The following is a 23,024-nucleotide window of genomic DNA, read 5'->3' on the forward strand; positions in this document are numbered from 1 at the left end:
CCATGCTGCCGATTGCCCGGCGAGTCACCGCGGCCGCGCTCGCCGTGCTGTGTTCGCTCGCCACCGTCACCGTTCCCCAGCACGCCGCGGTCGCCCAGCCGGACACGGTCGCCGAGCCGGCAAGCGGCCTGGACGCGGCGCGGTTCGCCCAGCCGCGGCCGGACAGCAGGCCGGCCGTGCTCTGGTTCTGGAACGGCACCGTGACGCCGGCGCTGGTCGACCGGCAGCTCGGCGAGCTGCGGGCGCAGGGCGTGTACGAGGCGGTCGTGTTCCCGTTCGACACCACCGCGCTGAAGCCGGCGTTCTTCAGCGAGGAATGGTTCGCCATCATCGAGCACACGCTGCGCGAGGCGCAGCGCACCGGCATGCACCTTTGGCTGTTCAACGACGACTTCTTCCCCAGCGGCCGGGGCGGTGGCCTGGTCGTCAACGGGGGCAAGGTCGGCGACCGGACCTACGAGCCGCACCCCGAGCTGCGCCCGACGGGGCTCGGACGTACCAGCAGGTCGGTGACCGGCCCCGCACAGGTCGACCTCGGCGGCGACACCACCGGGCTGGACGTCGCGGGAGGACGCCTCGTCGTCGACGCCGCCGCGTTGAACGGCGTCGCGGTGCTGAAGACCGGAGCGGAGTGGACCGATTACACGCTCACCGCCCGGGCCCGTCTAGACCGCGGCACCGCCGGGATGGTCGTGCGCGCCGCCGACGAGCGCAACGGATACCTCGTCGACACCCGCCGCGACGACGGCGGCGTCGACATCTGGCGCCAGCAGAACGGCTCGTTCACCCTGCTCAGCCACCCCGGCGGGGTGCCGGGCTGGGACCCGGCCGCCGAGCACGAGATCAGGGTCGTGGTCGCCGGGAACACGATCACTCCGTACGTGGACGGCAAGGCCCAGCCATCGGCCACCGACGGCACGTTCCCGCGCGGCACGGTCGGGGTCCGCGCGGTCGCCGACCAGCGCTCGACGTACGACGAGCTCTCCGTGACCGGACCCGGTGGGCAGCCGCTTTACCGGCAGGCGTTCGACGGAGCGGCCGCTCTCACCGACTTCCGGCCCCGCCGGTCCGCGGCGAAGGTGGTCTCCGCGGTCGCCCGACCGGCCGGCTCGAACGACGTCGGCGAGTTCGTCGACCTGACCGACCACGTGACGTCCGGCCGGGCCTGGCCGGCACCAGCGGGGCAATGGCGGGTGGACACGTTCACCGCCACGCCGCTGGCCGACGACAACTCGTGGTCGTTCCGCCGGAACTACCTCGACCTGCTGGACAACGACGCCGTGGCCCGCATGCTGGACGCCGTGCCCGGCGAGTACTACCGGCGGTTCCCGTGGGCGTTCGGCACCGTGCTGCGCGGCTTCTGGGACGACGAACCGTTCATCGCCTCCGCCGACGCCCACTTCCAGCAGAAACCGTGGTCACCCAGCCTGCACGCCGCGCTGAAGAACGTCGGCACCACACCCGGCGTGGCGTACGCCGCCCTCTTCGACGACCTCGGCCGCGACGGGCGGACGGAGCGCGGACGGTACTGGCGCGCCGTCTCCGACCGCTTCGGCGAGGCCTACTACGCCCAGCAGGCGCGCTGGATGGCCGACCATGGCGTCGGCTACATCTCCAACCCGCTCTGGGACGAGTACGGCCCCGCCGAACAAATCGCGAGCACCGGCGACCTGCACAAGGAGAACCAGTGGGCGCAGGTGCCCGGCACCGACGTCGTGTTCGACCACTACGCGGCCGGCGGGCGCACGATGCTGCCCCGGTACGCGGCGAGCGACGCCCACCAGAACGGCCAGGAACGCGTTCTGCTGGAGGCGTTCGGCGCAATGGGCTGGCAGGTGTCGCCCGAGTTCTCGCACGCGTTGCTCGGCGCGTTCGCCGCCCGGGGGATCAACCTGACCGTGCTGCACGCGATGTGGACCGACGAGAACGACGTCGTCTACCCACCGCCGTTCGGCTCGGGCAACCCGTGGTGGCGCACCGCCAAGCCGCTCACCGACTGGATCGGGCGGGTGATGGAGGTGGCCCGCGGCCGGGCCGCCGCCCAGACCGTGCTCATCCAGCCACAGCGGGCTGCCGAAGCCTGGCAGGGCACACCCAGCCAGGACGCGATCGACCGGGACTTCACCGCCGCCGCGTACGCGTTGGAGGACACCCAGGTCGACTTCGACCTGCTTGACGAGGGCGCGCTGGCCAGCGATCCGGCGATCCGCGCCCGTGCGGAGGTGCGCGGCGGACGGCTGCAAATGGGGGAGCAGTCCTACCGCCTGGCGGTGCTCCCGCAGGCCCCGACCCTGGATGTGGCCACCGTCCGGACGCTGACCGAGTTCGTCCGCACCGGCGGCACGCTCGTCGTGGTGGGCGACCTCCCACGGGAGGAGGCCGCCGGCCGTGATGGTGAACTCCGCGACGCGCTCACGGCGCTGTTCGGAGACGGCAAGGCGCCGGCCGAGCGCGTGTACGCCGGGCGCACCGTGCGCCTGGCAGACCCGACCGGGCTCGGGGAGGCGACCCGCTCGGCCGGTGTCGCCGCGGCCGTGCTCGAACCGGCTCAGCGCGCCGTGCGGGTGCTCCGGCTGGAGACCGGCAAGGACCAGGCGTTCCTGCTCACCAACGAGAGCGGGGCGGTCATCCGCTCCACCGCGACGTTCCCCGCCAAGGGCACTCCGGAGCTGTGGCAGCCGGAAACCGGTCGGACGGCGACCGCCACGACCTTCCGGGACGCGCCCGGCCGGCTGGGCACCGCCGTGCCGCTGGAACTGCAGCCGTACCAGACCGTGGTGGTCGCCTTCCGGTCCGCGGCGCAACCGCCGGCCGCGGTGCCGCACCTGGTCTCCGGCGACGTCACCGCCACGGCGGTGGGCCCGGGCAGCCCCGGCACCCTGCGCGTTGACGCCGTGCTCGACGCTCCGGGCAGCCACCGAGTGGTCGGCGCCTGGGACGACCAGCTGTTCGGCGGCACGCTCGCCACCGACGACCCGCTCACCCCGGTCCCGCTCGCCGGCAACTGGACGGTACGGCTGGACAAGCCGGGCGCCCAACCGCAGGACCGGCCGCTCGGGTCGTGGACCGCGATCGACCCGGCGTACTCCGGATCGGCCACGTACTCCCGCACGGTCGACCTGGACGCGGCCATCCTCGACGGCCGCCGGTTCGTCCTTGACCTGGGCGATGTGCGGGACGTCGCGGAGGTCACGGTCAACGGGCAGGCGTTCGACCCGCTGCTGTGGCAGCCGTACCGCCTGGACATCACGCCCGCGCTGCACGCGGGACGCAACGAGATCCAGGTGCGGGTCACGAACACGCTTGCCAACCGGCACGGCGACCACCGTCCCGCCGGCCTGCTCGGCCCGGTGGTGCTGCGTCCGCAGCGGCCCGTCTCCGCCGAGATCGCGCCGGTCGGGGACGAGCCGGTGTACGAGGTCGGCATGCCAGCGCCACCGAGCGTGTCGCCGGGGCAATCCCAGGAGCTGCAGGTTCGGGTACGCCGCTTCGGCGGCTCCCAGGACACTGCAAAGGTCGAACTCTCCGCCGGCGGTGGGCTGACCGTCACGCCGGCCCGGACCGACGTGAAGTTCGACCGCGTCGGCGAGGCGTTGGTCTCGGTCACGCTGACCGCTCCGGTGGACGCGACGGTGCCCGGCACCGGCACCCTCACGGTTACGGTCGGCGGCGAGCGACGGGACGTGCCGGTGACCGTCGACCTGGCGACCCGGCTCGGCCAGGCCAGCGCCTCATCCACCCACGCCTCCTTCCGCCCGGACGGCGCGATCGACGGGGACCGCAGCTCGGAGCGCTGGGGCCAGGGGAACGGCTGGAACGACGCCACGCAGGGCGCCTTCCCCGACACACTGACCGTCGACTTCACCACGGGTGCGCCGGTCGGTCGGGTCGACCTGTACACGATCGATTCCGCGCAGTTCCCCGCACTGGCGTGGGGGCTACGCGACGCCGACGTGCAGGCGCTCGTCGGTGGTCAGTGGCGTACGGTCGCGGAGATCCGCGGCAACACCGACGGGCTGGTGCGCCGGACCTTCGAGCCGGTCAACGCGACCGCGCTACGCGTCATCGTCCGGTCCGCCAACGACAACGCCTACTCTCGCATCGTCGAGCTGGAGGGATACCCGCAATGAGCCCGACAGTTTCGGAGGGCGCGGCCGCGATCGCCGCGGTCGATCTCGGCGCGTCCAGCGGGCGGGTGATGCTTGGCCGAGTGGCGCCCGACCGGCTGGACCTCGTCGAGGTCAACCGGTTTCCCAACGTGCCGGTACGGGTCGCGGGGACCCTGCACTGGGACGTCCTCGCGCTGTACCGGGGCGTCCTCGAGGGGCTGCGGGCGGCGGGCCGGGAGGCCGGCCAGATCACCTCCGTCGGGATCGACTCGTGGGCGGTCGACTACGGTCTGCTCGACGCGGGGGGTGCCCTGCTCGGCAATCCGGTGCACTACCGCGACGAGCGCACCGACGGCGCCATGGACAAGGTGCTCGCCGGCGTCCCGGCAGCGGAGATCTACCGGATCACCGGACTGCAGTTCCTGCCGTTCAACACGCTCTACCAGCTCGCGGCGTCCGCAGGGTCACCGCAGCTCGCCGCGGCGCGGAACCTGCTCCTCATCCCCGACCTGCTGAGCTACTGGCTCACCGGCATCGCCGGCACCGAGGTCACGAACGCGTCCACCACCCAGCTTCTCGACGTCGGGACCCGCACCTGGTCCGACCGGCTTCTCGCTGTGGCCGGGGTGCCGGCGGACCTCTTCCCGCCGCTGCGCCAGCCCGGCGACGGGGCGGGAGAGCTGCTGCCCGACGTCCTCGACGACACCGGCCTGGCCGGCCCGGTGCCGGTGACCGCCGTCGGGTCGCACGACACGGCCTCGGCGGTGGTCGGAGTGCCGGCGGCCGGCGAGCGCTTCGCGTACGTGTCGTGCGGCACCTGGTCGCTCGTCGGGGTCGAGCTCGATACGCCGGTGCTGACCGAGGACAGCCGGCGCGCCAACTTCAGCAACGAAGGCGGCGTCGACGGCACCACCCGGTACCTGCGCAACGTCATGGGCCTGTGGCTGCTGCAGGAATCAATCCGCACCTGGAACGCGGCCGGGCTCCCCGCCGACCTGGCATCGCTGCTGCACGACGCGGCCCGCGTACCGGCCTTCTCGGCGGTCGTGGACGCCAACGATCCCGCGTTCCTTCCCCCGAGCGACATGCCGGCGCGCATCGCCGCCGCGTGCCGGCGCACCGGCCAGACACCGCCGCAGAGCCAGGCCGAGACGGTCCGCTGCATCCTGGACAGCCTCGCCCTCGCCTACCGGACCGCCGTTCACGACGCGGTACGGCTATCGGGACGCGACGTCGACGCTGTGCACGTCGTCGGCGGCGGCGCCCGCAACGGGCTGCTGTGCCAGCTCACCGCGGACGCCTGCCGTCGGCCCGTCGTGGCCGGGCCGGTCGAGGCCGCAGCCCTCGGCAACGTGCTCGTGCAGGCCCGGGCCGCCGGTGTGGTGCACGGGGACCTGCGGGCGCTGCGGCAGCTGCTGCGCAGCACGCAACAGCTGACCGTGTACGAGCCGCGGGGCAACGACGCACCCTGGCGGGCCGCCGCCGCACGGATCGGGAGGTGAGGATGCGGATCGCCCTGTTCGTCACCTGCCTGGCCGACACCCTCTTCCCGGAGGCGGCCAAGGCCACGGTACGGCTGCTGGAACGCCTCGGTCACCAGGTCGTCTTTCCCGAGGAGCAGACCTGCTGCGGCCAGATGCACGTCAACACCGGCTACCCGGACGACGCGCTGCGGCTGGTGCGCCGGCACGTGCGGACCTTCGCCCCCTACGACGTGGTGGTGGCCCCGTCCGGCTCGTGCGTCGGGTCGGTGCGGCACCAGCACGCCATGGTGGCCCGCCGGGCCGGCGACGAGCGGCTGGCCAGCCTGGCCGAGGAGGTCGCCCGGCACACCTACGAGCTGTCGGAGCTGCTCGTCGACGTGCTCGGGGTGACCGACGTGGGCGCGTACTACCCGCACCGGACCACCTACCACCCGACCTGCCACTCGCTGCGGATGATCCGGGTGGGGGACCGGCCGCTGCGGCTGCTGCGCGAGGTCCGCGGCCTCGACCTGGTGGAGCTGCCGCAGGCCGAGCAGTGCTGCGGCTTCGGCGGCACCTTCGCCGTGAAGAACGCGGACACCTCCACGGCGATGCTGGCCGACAAGATGCGCCACGTGCTGGCCACCGGCGCGGACGTCTGCACCGCCGGGGACGCCTCCTGCCTGATGCACATCGGCGGCGGGCTGTCCCGGCTCCGGGCGGGGGTACGCACCGTGCACCTCGCCGAGATCCTGGCCAGTACGGAGGCGTCGTGACCAGCACATTCCTCGGCATGCCGACCACGGCGCCCCGGGGGGTCGGGCACCTGCGCGGCGACCAGTCCTTCCCCGCGGCCGCCCGTCGCGCCCTCGCCGATTCGCAGCTCCGCCGGAACCTGGGCCACGCCACGGCCACGATTCGGGCCAAGTCGGCGGCGGTGATCGCCGAAGCTCCGGATTGGCAACAGTTGCGCGACGCCGGTGCGGCCATCAAGGCCGACGTCATGGCCCGCCTGCCCGAGTTGCTCGAGCAGTTGGAGGCGGCGGTGACCGCGGCTGGTGGGACCGTGCACTGGGCGGCCGACGCGGTGGAGGCGAACCGGATCGTGACCGAGCTGGTGGCCGCGACCGGCAGCGACCGGGTCATCAAGGTCAAGTCGATGGCGACCCAGGAGATCGGTCTCAATGAGGCCCTCGAAGCCGCCGGGATCACCCCGGTGGAGACCGACCTGGCGGAGCTGATCGTGCAGCTCGGCGACGATCGGCCCAGTCACATCCTGGTGCCCGCCATCCACCGTAACCGGGCCGAGATCCGGGAGATCTTCCTGCGGGAGATGCCCGGGGTGGACCCGGCGCTCACCGACGATCCGGTGGCCCTGGCCGCCGCCGCGCGCCGCTACCTGCGGCAGACGTTCCTGCACACCCCGGTGGCTGTCTCCGGGGCGAACTTCGCCGTCGCTGAGACCGGCACCCTCGTGGTGGTGGAGTCCGAGGGCAACGGGCGGATGTGTCTCACCCTGCCGGAGACCTTGATCACCGTGATGGGTGTCGAGAAGGTGGTGCCCACCTGGCGTGACCTCGAGGTCTTCCTTCAGTTGCTGCCGCGGGCGTCGACGGGGGAGCGGATGAACCCGTACACCTCGATGTGGACCGGGGTCTCCCCGGGCGATGGGCCGCAGCAGGTGCATCTGGTGCTGTTGGACAACGGGCGCAGCGCGGTGCTCGCCGACGAGGTGGGCCGGCAGGCGTTGCACTGCATTCGCTGCTCCGCCTGCCTCAACGTCTGCCCGGTCTACGAGCGCACCGGCGGGCACGCGTACGGGTCGGTCTATCCGGGGCCGATCGGGGCGGTGCTGTCACCTCAGCTGACCGGGGTCGAGGAGAACGCCTCCCTGCCGTACGCGTCGTCGCTCTGCGGCGCCTGCTACGACGCCTGCCCCGTGAAGATCAATATTCCGGAGCTGCTGGTGCACCTGCGTGCCGCCCACGTCACCGCCCAGCGGCGCCCTACCACCGAGTCCATCGCGATGGCCGCGGCCGCGTACACCATGGACCACCCGGCGCTGTACGCGGCCGCGCAGCGCGCCGCGCGGCTCACCCGCCTCGCCGGCCGCCGAGGTCGCGGCCTGCCCCCGCCGCTGTCCGGCTGGACCATCGGCCGCGACCTGCCGCAACCGCCCCCACAGACCTTCCGCGAATGGTGGGCAGAACGGTGAACTCACGCGAATTGATCCTCGGCCGCCTCCGCGCCGCCATCGGTCCCACCACGACGACACCGGCAGAGGTGCCACGGGACTACCGGCCGGCCGGCGGCGACGTCGACCTCGACGTGCTGGTGCACCGGCTCACCGACTATCGGGCCACCGTGCACCGATGTTCGGACGCAGAGGTGGCGAAGGTGGTCGACGAGGTTCTGGGCGGCCAGCGTGTCGTGGTGCCACCCAGAGTGCCCGGACACTGGCTGCCCGCCACGGTCGCCGCCGTGACCGACGAGAATCTCACCGCGGAGCAGATTGCCGCCTTCGACGGGGTCGTCACCGCAGCGGCCGTGGCCATCGCCGAAACCGGCACCGTCGTGCTCGACGCAGCCCCTGACCAGGGCCGCCGGGTCATCACACTCCTGCCCGACGTGCACATCTGCGTGCTGCGGACCGATCAGGTCGTCGCCGGTGCACCGGACGCCATCGCCCGGCTCGACCCGAACCGCCCGCTGACCTGGATCAGCGGACCCTCCGCCACCAGCGACATCGAACTCAACCGGGTGGAAGGTGTCCACGGCCCCCGACGCCTCCACGTGGTGATCGTTCCTCGCCCGTGAGCGTAGAACGATTACTCGTACGGCTCGGCGGGCGGCCTGAGTCCTCGCCGGCAGCGTCATCGCCACCGTGCCGATGATCATCCTGTTCCTCGCCCAGCGGCAATTCGTCGAGGGCATCGCCACCACCGGCCGCAAGGGCTAGCGCCATCGGCGGCCGGTGGGGCGCTATGGCATGCCATGAAACCAGGAACGACGATTACCCGGGGAGTCCGGCCGAGCCTGCCCGACGGACAGCGCCGTCAATCGCGCGGCGAAACGTGGTCCACCTTGCCCCGTTCACGGCCTGCACGTGGCGTAGGCGTCGTCGTCGAGGGTGACCTGGGGGGTGCGTACGCCTCTTGCGGCAGGCGATACGCCAGGTCGACGGCCGTTTCGACGGCCTCGTCCTCGGAGAGCCGGTGCTCCACCACGAGGCGGGCCAGGTAGCCGGCGTCGACGCGCCGCGCCAGGTCGTGCCGTGCGGGGATCGACAGGAACGCCCGGGTGTCGTCGACAAAGCCGGAGGTGTTGTAGAAGCCGGCTGTCTCGGTCACCAACTCTCGGAAGCGCCGCATTCCGTCGGGGCTGTCGAGGAACCACCACGGCGCGCCGAGCCGTACCGACGGGTAGACACCGGCGATCGGAGCGAGCTCCCGGGAGTAGACAGACTCGTCGACGGTGAAGAGCACCAGCCGGAAGTTCGGGTCCCGGCCAAAGGCGTTGAGCATCGGCTGGAGAGCGCGGGTGAATTCGGCCGCCACCGGGATGTCGAACCCCCGATCGGAGCCGAAGGCGGCGTGCACCGCCGGATCGTGGTCGCGTAGCACTCCGGGGTGGATCTGCATGACCAGGCCGTCGTCGCAGGACATGCGAGCCATTTCGAAGAGCATGTGGCCCGCGAAGGCGGCGGCCGCGGTGTCGCTCACGCTGCCCTGGCCCGCCTCGGCGTATATCCGCTTGGCCTCCTCGGTCGACACCGGCTCGGCGGCGGCGGTGAGGTGCCCGTGATCGGTGGCGCGTGCCCCGGCCAGGACGAAGCTCTCCCGGCGGCTGCGCAGAGCCGCGACGAACCCGTCGTAGTCCCCGGTGTCCACGCCCGAAAGCTCCTGCAGCCGCCGCACCTGCCGGACCCAGCCGGCGTGCCCGACATGCGTCAACGCGTCGGGCCGGAAGGTCGGTACCACCCGTGCGCCGAGTCCTGCCACGGCCAGCCTGGCGTGGTCCGCGAGCGTCGAGGTGGCGGAATCGGTGGTGGAGATCAATTCGATGTTGAAGGCGTCGAGCAGCGCCCGCGGCCGGAAATCCGGCTCGGCCAGCCGGGCGTCGATGAGGTCGTAGAGCTCGTCGGCGGTGTCGGGACCGGGCGCGATGTCGATCTTGAGGACCTCGGCGATCTCGTGCTCCAGCCAGTAGCGACTGGGCGTGCCGCGGAAGAGGTGCCAGTGGGCGCAGAAGCGCCGCCAGATCGCCCGTGGATCGGTCTCGACCTGCCCCCCCTCGACCCGGGGCACGCCGAGCTGCTCCAGCGGTACGCCCTGCGAGACCAGCATCCGCGTGACGTAGTGATCGGGCACCACCAGCAGCTGGGCCGGGTCGGAGAAGTGCTGGTCATCGGCGAACACCGCCGCGTCCACGTGCCCGTGCATGCACAGCAGCGGCAGCTCACGGGTGGCCTGGTAGATCCGGCGGGCGACGGGTCGAACGTCCTGCCCTGCCGGCAGGGCTCGGTCGGGATGCAGACGCAGCTGTGCCACGCAACTCTCCTTTGGCGCCTCGTCGAAACCGGTCCTGCAAAGGATTGCACTACGGCCCTCCGGCTACAAGGCGGGAGCCGTTCAACGTTCCGAAACATCTACGCAACCGAGTATTGACATGCCCTTGCAAACGGTTTCAGACTGACGGGTGTCGGTCACGGGTAGAGGAGGTGGGGCCGTGCGAGCAACGATCCGCGAGGTGGCTCGCGAGGCAGGCGTCTCACCGTCCACCGTGTCCCGTGCGCTGTCGACGCCCGAGATGGTCAACGCGACGACGCGTGAACGCGTACTGCGGGCGGCCCAGCGGCTGGGCTACGCGCCCAACCGCGCCGCCCGGGGTCTCATCACCGGCCGCACCGGAAACATCGGCCTGATCGTGCCGGACCTGGCCAACCCCTTCTTCCCGAGCGTGGTGAAGGGGGTGCAGGCCAGGGCGCGGGAGGCGGACTACGCCGTGTTCCTCGCCGACACGGACGAGGACCCGACGGCCGAGGTCGGGCTCATCCGGGTCCTCGGCAAGCAGGTGGACGGGCTCATCCTCTGCTCTCCCCGAGCCCGCGAGGAAGAGATCCGCGACCTGTGCGAGAGCACCACCCTCGTCATGGTCAACCGCCGCTTCGGCAGCGTCCCGTCCGTGGTCTTCGACAACGTGGACGGTATGCGACAGGCGGTCGCTCATCTCCAGGCGCTCGGCCACGAACGGGTCGCCTGGGTAGGTGGGCCGCGTACCTCCTGGTCGTCCCGTGACCGGGTCCGCGGCCTGCGCACCGCGACCGCCGCGGCCGGCATGGAGCTGGTCGTGGCCGGTCACTTCCCGCCCCACTTCGAAGGCGGGGTCGCCGCGGCGGATCTCATCATCGCCTCCGGCGTCACCTCGGTCATCGCCTACAACGACCTGATGGCACTCGGTCTGCTCGGCCGGCTACGCGACCGTGGCGTGCGGGTGCCCCAGGACATGAGCGTGATCGGCATCGACGACATCCAGATGTCGGCCATGTCCGCACCGGCGCTCACCACGGTCTCACTCGGCAAGGCACAGGCCGGACGCGCCGCCGTGGACCTGCTGATCTCACTGCTGGAGCAACCGGAGGGCGTACGCAACGCCCGCCGGGAGCTGCCGACCCAACTGCTCGTGCGTGCCTCGACCGGAGTCGCGCGGACCAACTGACAATCCTGGCCGGAACGCGGCCGCACCCCGACTTCCGGGGTGACTGAGGGAGGGAACGTTTCATGGGCATTACCCGGCGGAGCGCCCTGATAGCCGCAGCATCGTCCATCCTCACCGTCACCGCTGCCTGCGGAGCGCCGGACAACTCCGGCGCCGGCGGCGACAGCAACGGCGAGGTGCCGCAGAAGCCGAAGAAGGCGGTCACGCTCAACGTCCTCGACGTCGCGGGGAACCTTCAGCTGACGCAGGGGATGATCGACGAGTTCGTCAAGAACAACCCCGACGTCGTTTCCCGGGTGACCTACTCCAAGTCCCCGGCACCGGAACTCGCCGGCAAGATCAAGGCGCAGCAGAGCGCCGGGCGCGTGGACATCGGCCTGGTGCTCACCGGCGTGGACGGGCTGGCGGCCGGCATCGACCAGGGCCTGTGGATGGACCTGCTGCCCAAGTTCGAGGACCGGCTGGCCGGCATGAAGGACTACCTCGAACCGGCTGCCGCCATGCAGAAGCTCGCCGGCAACGCGGGCGTGACCGTCACCTACTATCCGTCCGGGCCGCTGCTGGAGTACCTGCCGGCGAAGGTCCAGAACCCGCCGACCACCGCGGACCAGCTCCTGGCCTACGCCAAGGCGCACCCGGGCAAGGTTCAGTACGCCCGTCCGTCGAACTCCGGGCCGGGCCGGACCTTCCTGATGGGGCTGCCCTACATCCTCGGGGACAAGGACCCGAAGGACCCGGTGAACGGGTGGGACAAGACCTGGGCCTACCTCAAGGAGCTCAACCAGTACGTCTCCTACTACCCGAGCGGTACGACGGAGACGATGAAGAACCTGGCCAACGGATCCGTGGAGGTGATCGCCTCGACGACCGGCTGGGACATCAACCCCCGCGTCCTCGGGACGGTGCCCAAGGAGGCCAAGGTCAGCTCGATGCAGGGGTTCCACTGGGTGACCGACGCGCACTACGCCGTCATCCCGAAGGGCGCCTCGACCGACACGCAGGCGGCCGTCCTGGCCCTGATGGCATTCATGCTGACTCCGCAGCAGCAGGCGAAGGCGTTCGACGACGGCTACTTCTACCCGGGGCCGGCCGTCAAGGGAGTCGAGCTGTCGATGGCGCCGCAGAAGAGTCAGGACGCCATCAGGAACTTCGGCCGTCCGGAGTACGACGCGCTGATCGCGAACAACCCGACGGAGGTCCCGCTGGACCCGAAGGCGCTGGTGGCGGCGTTCGACCGGTGGGACCGCGAGATCGGCAGCGGAAAGGTCAAGCAGGGATGACGGGGACCACGCCTGGCTTTTCGCAGCTGCGGCTCGATGGCGTGTCCCGCCGCTTCGGCAGCCAGGACGCACTGACCGGCCTGGACCTGACCATTCAAGCGGGCGAGTTCATCGCGCTGCTCGGTCCCTCGGGCTGCGGCAAGTCGACCGCCCTGAACTGTCTGGCCGGACTGCTGCCGCTGACCGCCGGCAGCATCTGGCAGGACGAGCGGCGGGTCGACACCCTGCCGCCGGAACGCCGCGGCTTCGGGATGGTCTTCCAGAACTACGCGCTGTTTCCGCACATGTCCGTACGGGCGAACGTCGCGTTCGGACTGCGGATGCGGCGGCTGCCCAGGGACGAGATCCGCCGCCGCGCCGCGGAGGCGATCCGTCTCGTCCGGCTCGAGGAGCACGCCGGCAAGCTGCCGGGGCAACTCTCCGGCGGACAGCAGCAACGGGTGGCCATCGCCCGCGCCGTCGTTCTTGAGCCGTCGCTGGTGCTGATGGACGAGCCGCTGAGCAACCTTGACGCCAAACTACGGCTCGAGATGCGCACGGAGATCCGGCGCCTGCACCAGTCGCTGGGCCTCACGACCGTCTACGTCACCCACGACCAGGAGGAAGCGCTGTCGCTGGCCGACCGCCTCGTCGTGCTGCGCGCCGGCCGCGTCCAGCAGATCGGCCCGCCGCAGACGCTGCACACCCGGCCGGCCAACTGGCACGTCGCCGACTTCATGGGCTACCGCAACCTGTGGCCGATGCGGGCGCTGTCGGCACAGGGCGCAGTCGTCGAGGTGGAAGCCGATGGGTTCCGGCTCGTGGGCGACCCGGTGGGCGACATCGCACCAGGCGACGCCGTGATCGCCGGAGTGCGGCCGGAGGACGTGCGGGTCGACGATCCGGGTGAGGCGGCGACGAACACGACGCCCGCGGAGATCGAGGTGGTCGAGTACCAGGGCCGGGAGTTGGCGGCGGAGGCCCGCACCGCCGCCGGCATCCGGGTCCACCTGCGCACCGACCGGCGGGTCGCACCCGGCGACGCGGTCGCACTGAGCATCGACCCCGAGCGGCTGCTCATCTTCCCGAACGACTCCGACGAGCACCCGAGCGCCCCGCTGGTCGATCCGACGGGCTCCAGGTTGTCAGAACCGGGGCTGGTCGGATGAGCGTCACCACATCCCCGCCTGCCACGGCCGCCGCAGGCCCCCCGCAGTCGCCCCGGGCCCACTGGCGTCACCGCCTCGCCGAACGCGGCGTCGACGGCCAGTTGTGGCTGCTCGCGCCGGCGGTGCTCTTCGTGATGCTGCTCTTCCTGTATCCGTTCTTCTACGGGCTCGGCCTGTCGTTCCAGCCCACCAAGGGCGGTCCGTTCAGCGACTACGCGCGCTTCTTCGGTGACTCCTACCAGCGGGGCACGATCTGGACAACGCTCGGGCTGGCACTGCCCGCGGCCCTGCTGAACGTGCTGGCGTCGGTGCCCATCGCCTACCGGATGCGGGGGCGGTTCCGCGGCAAGCGGCTCGTCACCATCCTGCTGGTCGTACCCATCACGCTCGGGACCGTGCTGACCGCCCAGGGTCTGCTCAACTTCCTCGGCCCGACCGGCTGGTTCAACCGGGTACTGATGGGGCTGCAGCTCACCGACGAACCGGTACGCCTCATCCACAACTACTGGGGCGTCTTCTTCTCGCTGATCATCACGGGTTTCCCGTTCGCCTTCCTGCTCGTGCTGTCGTACCTGTCGGGCATCGACCCGACCCTGGAACGGGCCGCGGCGACCCTCGGCGCCGGCTGGTGGCAGCGGTTCCGGACGGTCACCCTGCCCCTGCTGATGCCAGGACTGGCCACGACGTTCTGCCTCACCTTCGTCCTCGCCTTCAGCGTGTTCCCGTCGGCGGTCCTGGTCGGCAACCCGGCCGGCGAGACCAGGGTCATCTCCATCGCCGCGTACCAGGCGGCGTACGAGCAGTACGACTACCCGTACGCCTCGGCGATCGCCATGGTGATGGGGGCCATCGAGCTGGTCATCATCTCGGTGGTGCTGCTCGCGCGGACCCGCCTGTACACCGGATCCTCTGGAGGTAAGGGCTGATGGCCACCGTCACCGGTATCCCCGGCACCGACGTACCGGGCGTCGGCCCGGCCCGGCCGCGCCGGCGACTGGTCGCCCGTCCGGCCGCCTGGCTGGTCTGGGGCGCGGTCATCTTCTTCTTCCTCAACCTCCTCGGGGTCGTCGGATCCGTGCTGGTCAGCTCGTTCGGCCAGCAGTGGTTCGACACCTGGCTCCCCGACGGCTTCACCGCGAAGTGGTACAGCGACGCGTGGCACCAGTTCACCCTGGGCCAGGTCATCGTGGTGACCCTGGAGGTGTCGCTGCTCGTCGTCGGGCTCTCGCTGCTGATCGGTGTGCCCGCGGCATACGTGCTCGCCCGCCGCAGCTTTCCGGGCAAGCGCGCCGCGTATCTGGTCTTCCTGCTGCCGATCCTGATGCCGCCGATCACCTACGGCATTCCCCTCGCGACGGTGCTGTACAAGTTCGGACTCGCCGGCCACCTGTCCGGCGTCGTCCTGGCGAACCTGGTGCCGTCGGTCCCGTTCGTCATCCTCACGATGACGCCGTTCATCGAGCAGATCGACCCGCGTATCGAGAGCGCGGCCCGGATGTGCGGAGCGGGGTTGCGGTCGGTGTTCCTGCGGGTGCTGGCTCCGCTGCTGCTGCCCGGGATGCTGGCCTCCGCCATCCTCGTGCTCGTCCGGACCGTCGGCATGTTCGAGCTGACCTTCCTCACCGCCGGTCCCGACTCGCAGACACTGGTCGTCGCCCTCTACTACTCGATGTCGGCCGCGGGCATCCGGGCGCAGCAGTCGGTGGACGCCATGGCCGTGATCTACACGTCGATGATGCTCGTGCTGCTCGTCGTCGCCCTGCGCTACGTCAACCCGACCCAGCTCGTGGCCCGGGTGAAAGAGGAGCCGGAGCCGTGACCTGGGCGCGTTCCGTGCTGCGCGGGCAGCGCGTCCTGCCGGTGCTGCGGTTGCCGTCGGCGAAGGAGGCGGCGGCAGCCGCGGCGGCGATGTTCGCGCAGGGGCTGGGAGTAGTCGAGCTGACCGCGACGACCCCGGACTGGGCGCTGGCGTTGCGGGACGCCCGCCGCGAGGCGCCCGAGGGCGCGTTGCTCGGGCTGGGCACCGTCACGAACGACACGATCGCGCGGCAGGCGGTCCAGGCGGGAGCGCAGTTCCTGGTCAGCCCGTGGCCGGCGCCGGACGTGCGGGAGGTCGCGCAGCGCAGCGGGCTGCCCTTCCTGGAGGGTGCGTTCACGCCGGGCGAGGTGGCGGCCGCTGCTGGTCGCGGACCGGTGAAGGTGTTTCCGGCCCACGTGGGCGGCCCGGCCTATCTGGTGAGCCTGCTGCAGCTGATGCCCGGCGCCGACCTCGTGCCCACCGGTGGGATCGCCCTGGACGCGGTGCCTGACTGGCTGCGCGCCGGCGCCTGCGCCGTGGGCGTGGGCAGCGACCTGCTGCGGCCGGGCGCCGCGGACCGGCTGGCCGAGCTGCTCGCCGCGGTCGGCGACCTGAAGGAGGAAGCGTGAAGATCGCTGATGCCCGGGTGATCGTCACCTGTCCCGGACGCAACTTCGTCACCTTGAAGATCGTCACCGACGAGGGTGTCACCGGAGTCGGCGACGCCACCCTCAACGGCCGCGAGCTGGCCGTGGCGTCGTACCTCCGCGACCACGTCGTACCGCTGCTGATCGGCCGCGACCCGGCCCGCATCGAGGACACCTGGCAGTACCTGTACCAGGGGGCGTACTGGCGCCGCGGTCCGGTCACCATGAGCGCGATCGCCGCGGTCGACACCGCGCTGTGGGACATCAAGGGCAAGGTGGCGGGCCTGCCGGTCTACCAGCTGCTCGGCGGCCGGTCCCGCGAGGGCGTGACCGTGTACGGCCACGCCAACGGCGAGACGGCAGACGACGTGTTGACCGAGGTGGCGCGGTTCGTCGACCTCGGCTACCGCGCGGTGCGCGTGCAGTGCGGCGTGCCGGGCCTGGCCAAGACCTACGGCGTCAGCGGCGACAAGATGTTCTACGAACCGGCCGACGGCGCGCTGCCCAGCGAGGCCACCTGGTCGACCGAGCGGTACCTGGCGCACGTGCCCACCGTGTTCGCCCGGGTTCGCGACGAGCTCGGGCCCCACCTGCGGCTGCTGCACGACGTGCACCACCGGTTGACGCCCATCGAGGCCGCCCGGCTCGGGCGCAGCCTGGAACCGTACGCGCTGACCTGGATGGAGGATCCCGTCCCGGCCGAGCTGCAGGAGGGCTTCCGGCTCATCCGACAGCACACCACCACACCGGTGGCGGTGGGGGAGGTGTTCAACACCGTCTGGGACGCGAGCCAGCTCATCCGGGAGCAGCTCATCGACTACATCCGGACGACCGTCGTGCACGCCGGTGGCATCACCCACCTGCGTCGCATCTTCGACTTCGCTGCCCTGCACCATGTGCGCAGCGGCTCGCACGGGGCCACCGACCTCTCCCCGGTGTGCATGGCCGCCGCCCTGCAGCTCGACATCGCGATCCCGAACTTCGGTCTGCAGGAGTACATGCGGCACACGGACCAGACCGACGAGGTCTTCCCGCACGACTACCACTTCGAGGGCGGCTACCTGCACCCGTCGGAGGTGCCTGGTCTCGGCGTGGACATCGACGAGGAGGCCGCCGCCCGGTACCCCTACTCGCGGGCGTACCTGCCGGTGAACCGGCTCGAGGACGGCACGGTGCATCCATGGTGACGGCCCGGTCCGGCCCGGCTCCGGACGTACTGGTCATCGGCGAGGTCCTCGTCGAGCTGACCGCGCTCGAGCCGCTGCGCGACGGGACCCAGCTGCGGCTGGGCTTCTCCGGCGACGCCCTCAACGCCGCCGCCGCGGCGGCCGCCGCGGGTGCCCACACCTGCCTGCTGGCGCGGGTTCCCGACGACGAATTGGGCGACGAACTGTCGGCCCGGGTGGCGGCGCTCGGGGTGGACACGTCGCTGCTGCTGCGGACCGGGGGCCAGCACGGCCTCTACCTCCAGCATGCCGATCCGGAGGGTCAGCGCGAGTTCGTCTACGTCCGGCGCGGCAGCGCGGGGTCCAGCCTGACCGACAGCGACGTACCCGAGGCTGCCGCTCGGGCCGGCGTGGTCCTCGCCAGCGGCGTGGCCTGCGCCATCTCGGCGTCGGCCCGCTCGGCCGTCCACGCCGCCGCACGCGTTGCCCGCTGCTTCATCTACGACCCGAACTGGCGTCCCCGCCTCGTCGACGCGGCCACTGCCGGCAGCCACCTACGGACGCTCGCACCGTACGCGCGGTTGGTCACCCCGGCCTGGCCCCGCGAGGCCGGCGCGCTGCTCGGCGCCACGCCCGTGGGACCGGCCGAGGCCTGCGCCGCGCTGCGTGCTCTCGGGGCCAGGGCGGTCGCCCTCACCCAGGGCAGCAGGGGAGTGCTGCTCGACGACGGCGGCGACCTGACTGCCGTTCCCGCCTACCCGGTCGATCACGTCGCCGACCAGACCGGCGCGGGCGACGTGCTGACCGGCACGGTGGCGGCCCGGTTGGCCCTCGGCGACGACCTGTGCGCCGCGGTGCGGCTCGGCGCGGCCGCGGCGGCGCTGTCCCTGCGGGGGCACGGTGGCACGGGCTACCTGGCCAGCCTGGACGAGTCGCGCCGGCTGGTCGCCCGCACATCTGGCCTGGAGGTGTCGACGTGAGCCTGGTGGTGCTGAACCACGACGACGATGTGGCCGTGGCGACGTCGGCGATGCCGGCCGGCGCCTCGGTGCCGGCGGGCGGCGCGGGCCACGTCGTCCTGCGCGACGACATACCCCCGGGACACAAGGTCGCCCTGCGCGACCTCCCGGCCGGCACGGTGGTGCGCAAGTACGGCCAGGTGATCGGGCGCACCCTCGCCCCCGTTCGCGCCGGAGAGCACGTGCACGTACACAACGTGGGGATGCCGCAGGACGCCGCGCTACGACACGAGAGCGGCACGGCGAAGGCGGCACCGCAGGTGCCCGCCGACCTGCGGCGCACCTTCCACGGCTTCCGCCGTCCGGACGGCCGGGTCGCCACCCGCAACTACGTCGGCGTCCTCACGACGGTCAACTGCTCGGCGACGGTCGCCCGCAAGGTCGCCCGGGTCACCGAGGACGACGCGGAGGGCGCCGACGGCGTCGACGGGGTGGTCGCCCTGACCCACGGCACCGGCTGTGGCATGGCTGACAGGGGCGAGGGGTGGGAGTTGCTGCGCCGCACCCTCGCCGGCTACGCCCGCCACCCGAACATCGGCGGGCTGGTGGTGATCGGGCTCGGCTGCGAGGTCAACGCGGTGGCCGGAATCATGGCGGAACTCGGCGTCGCCGAACATGTACCGGTGTCCTCGTACACCATCCAGGACATGGGCGGCACGTCAGCCGCCGTGGGCCACGGCGTCGACCTGGTCCGGACCATGGTGCGCGACCTCGCCGGAACGAAACGCTCCGAGGTCGGCGTGGAGGAGCTCGTGCTCGGCCTGCAGTGTGGCGGCTCCGACGGGTGGTCGGGTCTGACCGCCAACCCTGCCCTTGGCGTCGCCTCCGACCTGCTCGTCGCCGCCGGAGCGACCTCCGTGCTCGGCGAGACCCCCGAGGTCTACGGCGCCGAGCACCTGCTCGCCGAGCGGGCGACCAGCGCCGACGTCGCCGGGGCGCTGATGGAGCGGATCCGCTGGTGGGAGGAGTACACGCAGCGGCAGGGCACCACGCTCGACGCGAACCCCTCACCGGGCAACAAGGAGGGCGGCATCACCACCATCCTCGAGAAGTCGCTCGGCGCCGTCGCCAAGGCGGGCCGCAGCCCCCTGGCGGCGGTACGGCACTACGCCGAGCAGATTCCGCGTCCGGGACTGGTCTTCATGGACACCCCCGGCTACGACCCGGTGTCGGTGACCGGAATGGTCGCCGGCGGAGCGAACCTGATCTGCTTCACCACCGGACGCGGCTCCGTCTTCGGCAGCCGGCCGGTCCCGACGGTCAAGCTCGCCAGCAACGGCGAGCTGGCCCGGCGGATGGCCGGCGACATCGACCTGGACTGCTCGCCCGTCGTCGAACAGGATCTTGCCGTCGAGGACATGGGAAGGCGGGTCTACGACCTGCTGCTCGACGTGGCGTCCGGCCGGCGTACCGCCAGCGAGGAGCTGGGCCTCGGCGGCGAGGAGATCGTGCCGTGGCAGCTCGGGGCCGTGCTGTGAGTGACGGGCGGCAGCGGCTTGACCTGCGGACACTGGAACAGCAGCAGCCCCGGGTTGGACCGGGCGGGCGGTGGACGCCGCCGGCGGTCGATCCCCGGTCGCTACGGGTGGGGATCGTGCACCTCGGGATCGGCGCCTTCCACCGGGCCCACCAGGTGGTCTTCACCGAGTTGGCCGCGGCGGCAGCCGGCCGCGACGACTGGGGCATCGCCGGCGTGACGCAGCGGTCGGCCTCGGTGCGCGACCAGCTGATCCCGCAGGACGGTCTGTACTCGGTGCTCGAACGCGGGCCCGATGCGGCGCCGCTCCGGGTGCTCGGCAGCGTCCGAGAGGTGCTCTTCGGCGCGGCCGACTCGGCCGCCGTCGTCGATCGGATCGCCGACCCGGCGGTACGCGTCGTCACGCTGACCGTCACCGAGAAGGGCTACCGCCGTGATGGGGCCGGCCAGTTGAACCTGTCCGACCCGCAGGTCCTGGCCGACGTCCAGGGCCAGCCGCCCCGGACCGTGGTCGGGCAGCTCGTGCGGGGCCTGCAGCGCCGGTGGGAGCGAGGTGCCGGACCGGTCACCGTGCTGTCCTGCGACAACCTGGTGGGCAACGGGGACGTCCTGCGGGGACTGGTGCACGACTTCCTGGACGCGCTGCCGGCGTCGGCGCCCGGCGGTCTCGCCGACTGGATCGAGGCGTCGGCGCGCTTTCCGTGCAGCATGGTCGACCGGATCGTGCCGGCCACCACCGCCGAGGACCGCGCCGACGCCCGAACGGTGTTGGGCCTGGACGACCACGGCGTCGTGGTGGCCGAGCCGTTCAGCCAGTGGGTAATCCAGGACGACTTCGCCGCTGACCGGCCCGCTTGGGAGCTTGCCGGGGCGGTGCTGACCAAGGACGTCGCCGCCTGGGAGGCGGTGAAGCTGCGGATGCTCAACGCCACCCACTCGCTGCTGGCCTACCTGGGCGCCCTGCGCGGGTACGACACGATCGCGGCCGCGCTCTCGGACGACCACCTGGCGGCGGCCGCCGACGCACTCATGGTCGAGGACGTGGCGCCGACGCTGCGGGTACCCGACGGCCTGGACCTGGCCGACTACCGGCGGGGGGTGCTGCGGCGCTTCGCCAACCCCGCGTTGCGGCACCGCACCGTCCAGGTCGCCATGGACGGATCCCAGAAGCTGCCGGTCCGGCTGCTCGGCACCGTCCGGGACCGCCTGGCCGCCGGCGCCGTTCCGCAGCACGCCGCGCTCGCCGTCGCGGCGTGGATGACGTACGTGGCCGAGGGCCGGGACGCCCACGGGCGCGAGCTCCCGCTCGACGATCCGCTGGCAGTCCGGCTGCGAGCCGCTACGGCCGCCGGCGCAGGCGATCCGCGACGACTGGTCGACTCGCTGCTGCGCGTCGAGGAGATCTTCGGCGCGGACCTTCCCGAGCACGACGGATTCCGGGCCGCCCTGACAGACCACGTCGCCCGGCTCACCGTCAACCGATGAGCCGGGCGGTCGGCCGGGCGCGGTGGCGGCCGGTCAGCCGTCGTGGCCGTGCAGCGTGACGACAACCGCCTCGCCGGCGCCCAGCGTGACCTGGAAGTGCCCCGCCTTGGCAGTGCCCACGGTCGGCTGGAATCCCGGCCAGCTGCCGTCCGCGGACACCACGCGTCCGTCGATGCGTACGCCGGGGGCGTCGAGGGTGCGGCCCGCACCGCTCGGGTCGTCCGGCGTCATCCGGTCGATCTCGTACCTGGCGCCGGGCGCCGCCACGTCGAGTGACACCGGCTGGTCACCCTTGTTGATGAGGAACAGCCGCCGCTCCGACGCGTCGCCGTCGACGCGCCAGGCCTTCACCTGCCCGCCCTCGGGTGCGCTGATCGCCACGGGCACGGGCCGGAGCCCGCTCGTGCCCTGCGCGAACCGAGAGAACAGCAGCAGTGCGTAGTACTCGGGCGCCGGGGTCGGCGCGCCCATGGCCGCGGACGGGTCGAAGTTGATCGCGTTGTAGTAGCCGTTGCCCTCCTCGGGGTGGAAGAAGGCCCGCACCTCGGCGTTGTGGAAGTTCACCCCGACGGCGCCGGTGCCGCACTCCGCGTTGACCGACGGGGCGTGCGGCGGCTGCGGGCAAGCCGCGTTGAACATCGTGTCGAGCGCCCAGACGGCGCTGGCGGCGACGTCGCTGACACCGTGCGCGCCCCGCCCCGCGGCGGTGTTGAGTTCCTCGACGCGGTAGCCGAGGCCGCGGCCGGCCGCCTCGTTGGCGTGCGTGTACACCTGGTAGTTGAAGTTGGCCAGCCGCTCGTCGGAGAGCAGCGCCGGGATTGTCGGGCAGCGGTACGGGTCCGTGGTGCAGGTGCGGGCCAGCGGGTAGAAGTGATCACCGGCCCAGGCCCCGAACGCTCCGGCGTTCGCCTTCGTCGCCGGGGCGGTGGCGTCCAGAATGGCTGGCCAGTCCCAGAAGAACCGGGTTTCCACGCTGCGGTCGGCGATGCTGGTCCAGGGCGCGATGGGTTCGCTCGTGTTCGGGGTGACGATCGGGTACGGCTGGGTGGCGTTCGCGCCGGAGAAGGCGGCGAAGTCGCCCAGGTACTGCTGGAGGTCGAAGCGGTAGGCGAGGTCCGGCTCGTTGCCGAGCGAGACAGCGGCCACGTCCTCGTTGGCTCCTGCGAACGCCGGTCCGACCCCCTGCGTGACGAAGGCCCGGGCGTGCTCCGGGACGCGCCACGGCCGCTGGGCGGTGGGCGGCGACATGGCGGTGCCGAGGATGACACCCCAGTTCGGGGTGCCGCTGCCCGCGACGTGGCCGGCGTTCGCGGCGTCGAGGGTGGCGCGGATGTCGGCGAGGTCCTGCGGGGTGATCACCTCGTTGGTGTTGTCCGCGGTCGCGTCGAACGGCATGACGTCCTGCGACGACCCACCGATCCGCAGCACGCCGGTCCGCAGGTTGCCCAGCAGGTTGGCGAAGGCCGGCCGGGCGGTCGGGCCCATGTACCGCTCGATCAGTGACCACTCGACACTGAAGCCGACGAAGTGTGCGGGGACGGACCCGCCGCCCACCATGCGCCGTGGGTCGAGCCGTACCGACGCGTGGACCGGGTCCGTCGCCGCACCGGGGGATGCGGCGAAGCTCACGCCGGGACAGGCGAGCACTGCCAGCGCCGCAGCAGCGGCGGCGCTGCGGGCGGGACGATTCATCATGCGCGTACGCCTTTCGTGG

Annotated in this window: 17 protein-coding genes; 15 read left to right on the forward strand and 2 right to left on the reverse strand. The window is 71.8% G+C overall.

Features of this window, described 5'->3' with window-relative positions; all coding sequences use genetic code 11:
• Positions 1-2 precede the first annotated feature (2 nt).
• From I8N68_RS25830 to I8N68_RS25850, 5 genes are read left to right on the forward strand one after another with little or no spacing between them, the layout of a single operon-like run.
• Complete coding sequence (locus I8N68_RS25830) at positions 3-4,130, forward strand: glycosylhydrolase-like jelly roll fold domain-containing protein (protein ID WP_200215092.1); 4,128 nt, start codon at positions 3-5, stop codon at positions 4,128-4,130.
• Entirely contained in the window at positions 4,127-5,611 is a 1,485-nt protein-coding gene (locus I8N68_RS25835) for a rhamnulokinase (RefSeq protein WP_200215093.1), read from the forward strand. Before I8N68_RS25830 ends, I8N68_RS25835 begins: the two co-directional genes overlap by 4 nt.
• Before the next feature lie 2 nt (positions 5,612-5,613).
• Entirely contained in the window at positions 5,614-6,348 is a 735-nt protein-coding gene (locus I8N68_RS25840) for a (Fe-S)-binding protein (protein WP_200215094.1), read from the forward strand.
• Between the two features lie 17 nt (positions 6,349-6,365).
• Positions 6,366-7,787, forward strand: a complete 1,422-nt coding sequence (locus I8N68_RS25845) for a LutB/LldF family L-lactate oxidation iron-sulfur protein (RefSeq protein WP_200215122.1) — start codon at positions 6,366-6,368, stop codon at positions 7,785-7,787.
• On the forward strand, positions 7,784-8,389 hold the full coding sequence (locus tag I8N68_RS25850) for a LutC/YkgG family protein (RefSeq protein ID WP_307812972.1): 606 nt from the start codon (positions 7,784-7,786) through the stop codon (positions 8,387-8,389). Before I8N68_RS25845 ends, I8N68_RS25850 begins: the two co-directional genes overlap by 4 nt.
• A 239-nt stretch (positions 8,390-8,628) precedes the next feature.
• Here the strand turns inward: I8N68_RS25850 and uxaC are convergent, their stop codons facing one another.
• A complete protein-coding gene (uxaC, locus tag I8N68_RS25855) occupies positions 8,629-10,122 on the reverse strand; it encodes a glucuronate isomerase (protein WP_200215096.1) in 1,494 nt (497 codons plus the stop codon).
• A gap of 178 nt (positions 10,123-10,300) precedes the next feature.
• On the opposite strand from uxaC, the gene I8N68_RS25860 reads away from it, so the two are divergent.
• From I8N68_RS25860 to I8N68_RS25905, 10 genes are all read left to right on the forward strand, one after another.
• A complete protein-coding gene (locus I8N68_RS25860) occupies positions 10,301-11,290 on the forward strand; it encodes a LacI family DNA-binding transcriptional regulator (RefSeq protein ID WP_200215097.1) in 990 nt (329 codons plus the stop codon).
• Positions 11,291-11,352: 62 nt separating this feature from the next.
• Positions 11,353-12,570, forward strand: coding sequence for an ABC transporter substrate-binding protein (locus I8N68_RS25865; protein ID WP_200215098.1), 1,218 nt, complete (start codon positions 11,353-11,355; stop codon positions 12,568-12,570).
• Positions 12,567-13,718 carry an ABC transporter ATP-binding protein gene (locus tag I8N68_RS25870; protein ID WP_200215099.1) on the forward strand — a complete coding sequence of 384 codons (1,152 nt, stop codon included), beginning with the start codon at positions 12,567-12,569 and terminating at the stop codon, positions 13,716-13,718. The genes I8N68_RS25865 and I8N68_RS25870 overlap by 4 nt, the downstream gene beginning before the upstream one ends.
• Positions 13,715-14,644, forward strand: coding sequence for an ABC transporter permease (locus I8N68_RS25875; RefSeq protein WP_200215100.1), 930 nt, complete (start codon positions 13,715-13,717; stop codon positions 14,642-14,644). The genes I8N68_RS25870 and I8N68_RS25875 overlap by 4 nt, the downstream gene beginning before the upstream one ends.
• Entirely contained in the window at positions 14,644-15,537 is an 894-nt protein-coding gene (locus I8N68_RS25880; protein ID WP_200215101.1) for an ABC transporter permease, read from the forward strand. The genes I8N68_RS25875 and I8N68_RS25880 overlap by 1 nt, the downstream gene beginning before the upstream one ends.
• The gene (locus tag I8N68_RS25885) at positions 15,534-16,145 is read left to right on the forward strand and encodes a bifunctional 4-hydroxy-2-oxoglutarate aldolase/2-dehydro-3-deoxy-phosphogluconate aldolase (RefSeq protein WP_200215102.1); all 612 of its coding nucleotides are present in this window, start codon (positions 15,534-15,536) and stop codon (positions 16,143-16,145) included. The genes I8N68_RS25880 and I8N68_RS25885 overlap by 4 nt, the downstream gene beginning before the upstream one ends.
• A complete protein-coding gene (gene manD / locus I8N68_RS25890; RefSeq protein ID WP_200215103.1) occupies positions 16,142-17,350 on the forward strand; it encodes a D-mannonate dehydratase ManD in 1,209 nt (402 codons plus the stop codon). The genes I8N68_RS25885 and manD overlap by 4 nt, the downstream gene beginning before the upstream one ends.
• On the forward strand, positions 17,344-18,309 hold the full coding sequence (locus tag I8N68_RS25895) for a PfkB family carbohydrate kinase (RefSeq protein WP_200215104.1): 966 nt from the start codon (positions 17,344-17,346) through the stop codon (positions 18,307-18,309). Before manD ends, I8N68_RS25895 begins: the two co-directional genes overlap by 7 nt.
• Entirely contained in the window at positions 18,306-19,826 is a 1,521-nt protein-coding gene (locus I8N68_RS25900; protein ID WP_307812973.1) for a UxaA family hydrolase, read from the forward strand. The genes I8N68_RS25895 and I8N68_RS25900 overlap by 4 nt, the downstream gene beginning before the upstream one ends.
• Positions 19,827-19,942: 116 nt before the next feature.
• Entirely contained in the window at positions 19,943-21,310 is a 1,368-nt protein-coding gene (locus I8N68_RS25905) for a mannitol dehydrogenase family protein (protein ID WP_307812974.1), read from the forward strand.
• Positions 21,311-21,343: 33 nt separating this feature from the next.
• On the opposite strand, the gene I8N68_RS25910 is transcribed toward I8N68_RS25905, so the two are convergent.
• A complete protein-coding gene (locus I8N68_RS25910) occupies positions 21,344-23,005 on the reverse strand; it encodes a hypothetical protein (RefSeq protein ID WP_200215105.1) in 1,662 nt (553 codons plus the stop codon).
• Positions 23,006-23,024: the final 19 nt, after the last annotated feature.

This window comes from Micromonospora coerulea (assembly GCF_016598485.1).
GTDB classification, from domain to species: domain Bacteria; phylum Actinomycetota; class Actinomycetes; order Mycobacteriales; family Micromonosporaceae; genus Micromonospora; species Micromonospora coerulea.

Coding starts and splice junctions, on each gene's coding strand:
- I8N68_RS25845 (WP_200215122.1), top strand. CDS start 6,366: ATGCCGACCACGGCGCCCCGGGGGGTCGGGCACCTGCGCGGCGACCAG.
- I8N68_RS25875 (WP_200215100.1), top strand. CDS start 13,715: ATGAGCGTCACCACATCCCCGCCTGCCACGGCCGCCGCAGGCCCCCCG.
- I8N68_RS25840 (WP_200215094.1), top strand. CDS start 5,614: ATGCGGATCGCCCTGTTCGTCACCTGCCTGGCCGACACCCTCTTCCCG.
- I8N68_RS25870 (WP_200215099.1), top strand. CDS start 12,567: ATGACGGGGACCACGCCTGGCTTTTCGCAGCTGCGGCTCGATGGCGTG.
- I8N68_RS25880 (WP_200215101.1), top strand. CDS start 14,644: ATGGCCACCGTCACCGGTATCCCCGGCACCGACGTACCGGGCGTCGGC.
- I8N68_RS25830 (WP_200215092.1), top strand. CDS start 3: ATGCTGCCGATTGCCCGGCGAGTCACCGCGGCCGCGCTCGCCGTGCTG.
- I8N68_RS25865 (WP_200215098.1), top strand. CDS start 11,353: ATGGGCATTACCCGGCGGAGCGCCCTGATAGCCGCAGCATCGTCCATC.
- I8N68_RS25895 (WP_200215104.1), top strand. CDS start 17,344: ATGGTGACGGCCCGGTCCGGCCCGGCTCCGGACGTACTGGTCATCGGC.
- I8N68_RS25910 (WP_200215105.1), bottom strand. CDS start 23,005: ATGATGAATCGTCCCGCCCGCAGCGCCGCCGCTGCTGCGGCGCTGGCA.
- I8N68_RS25835 (WP_200215093.1), top strand. CDS start 4,127: ATGAGCCCGACAGTTTCGGAGGGCGCGGCCGCGATCGCCGCGGTCGAT.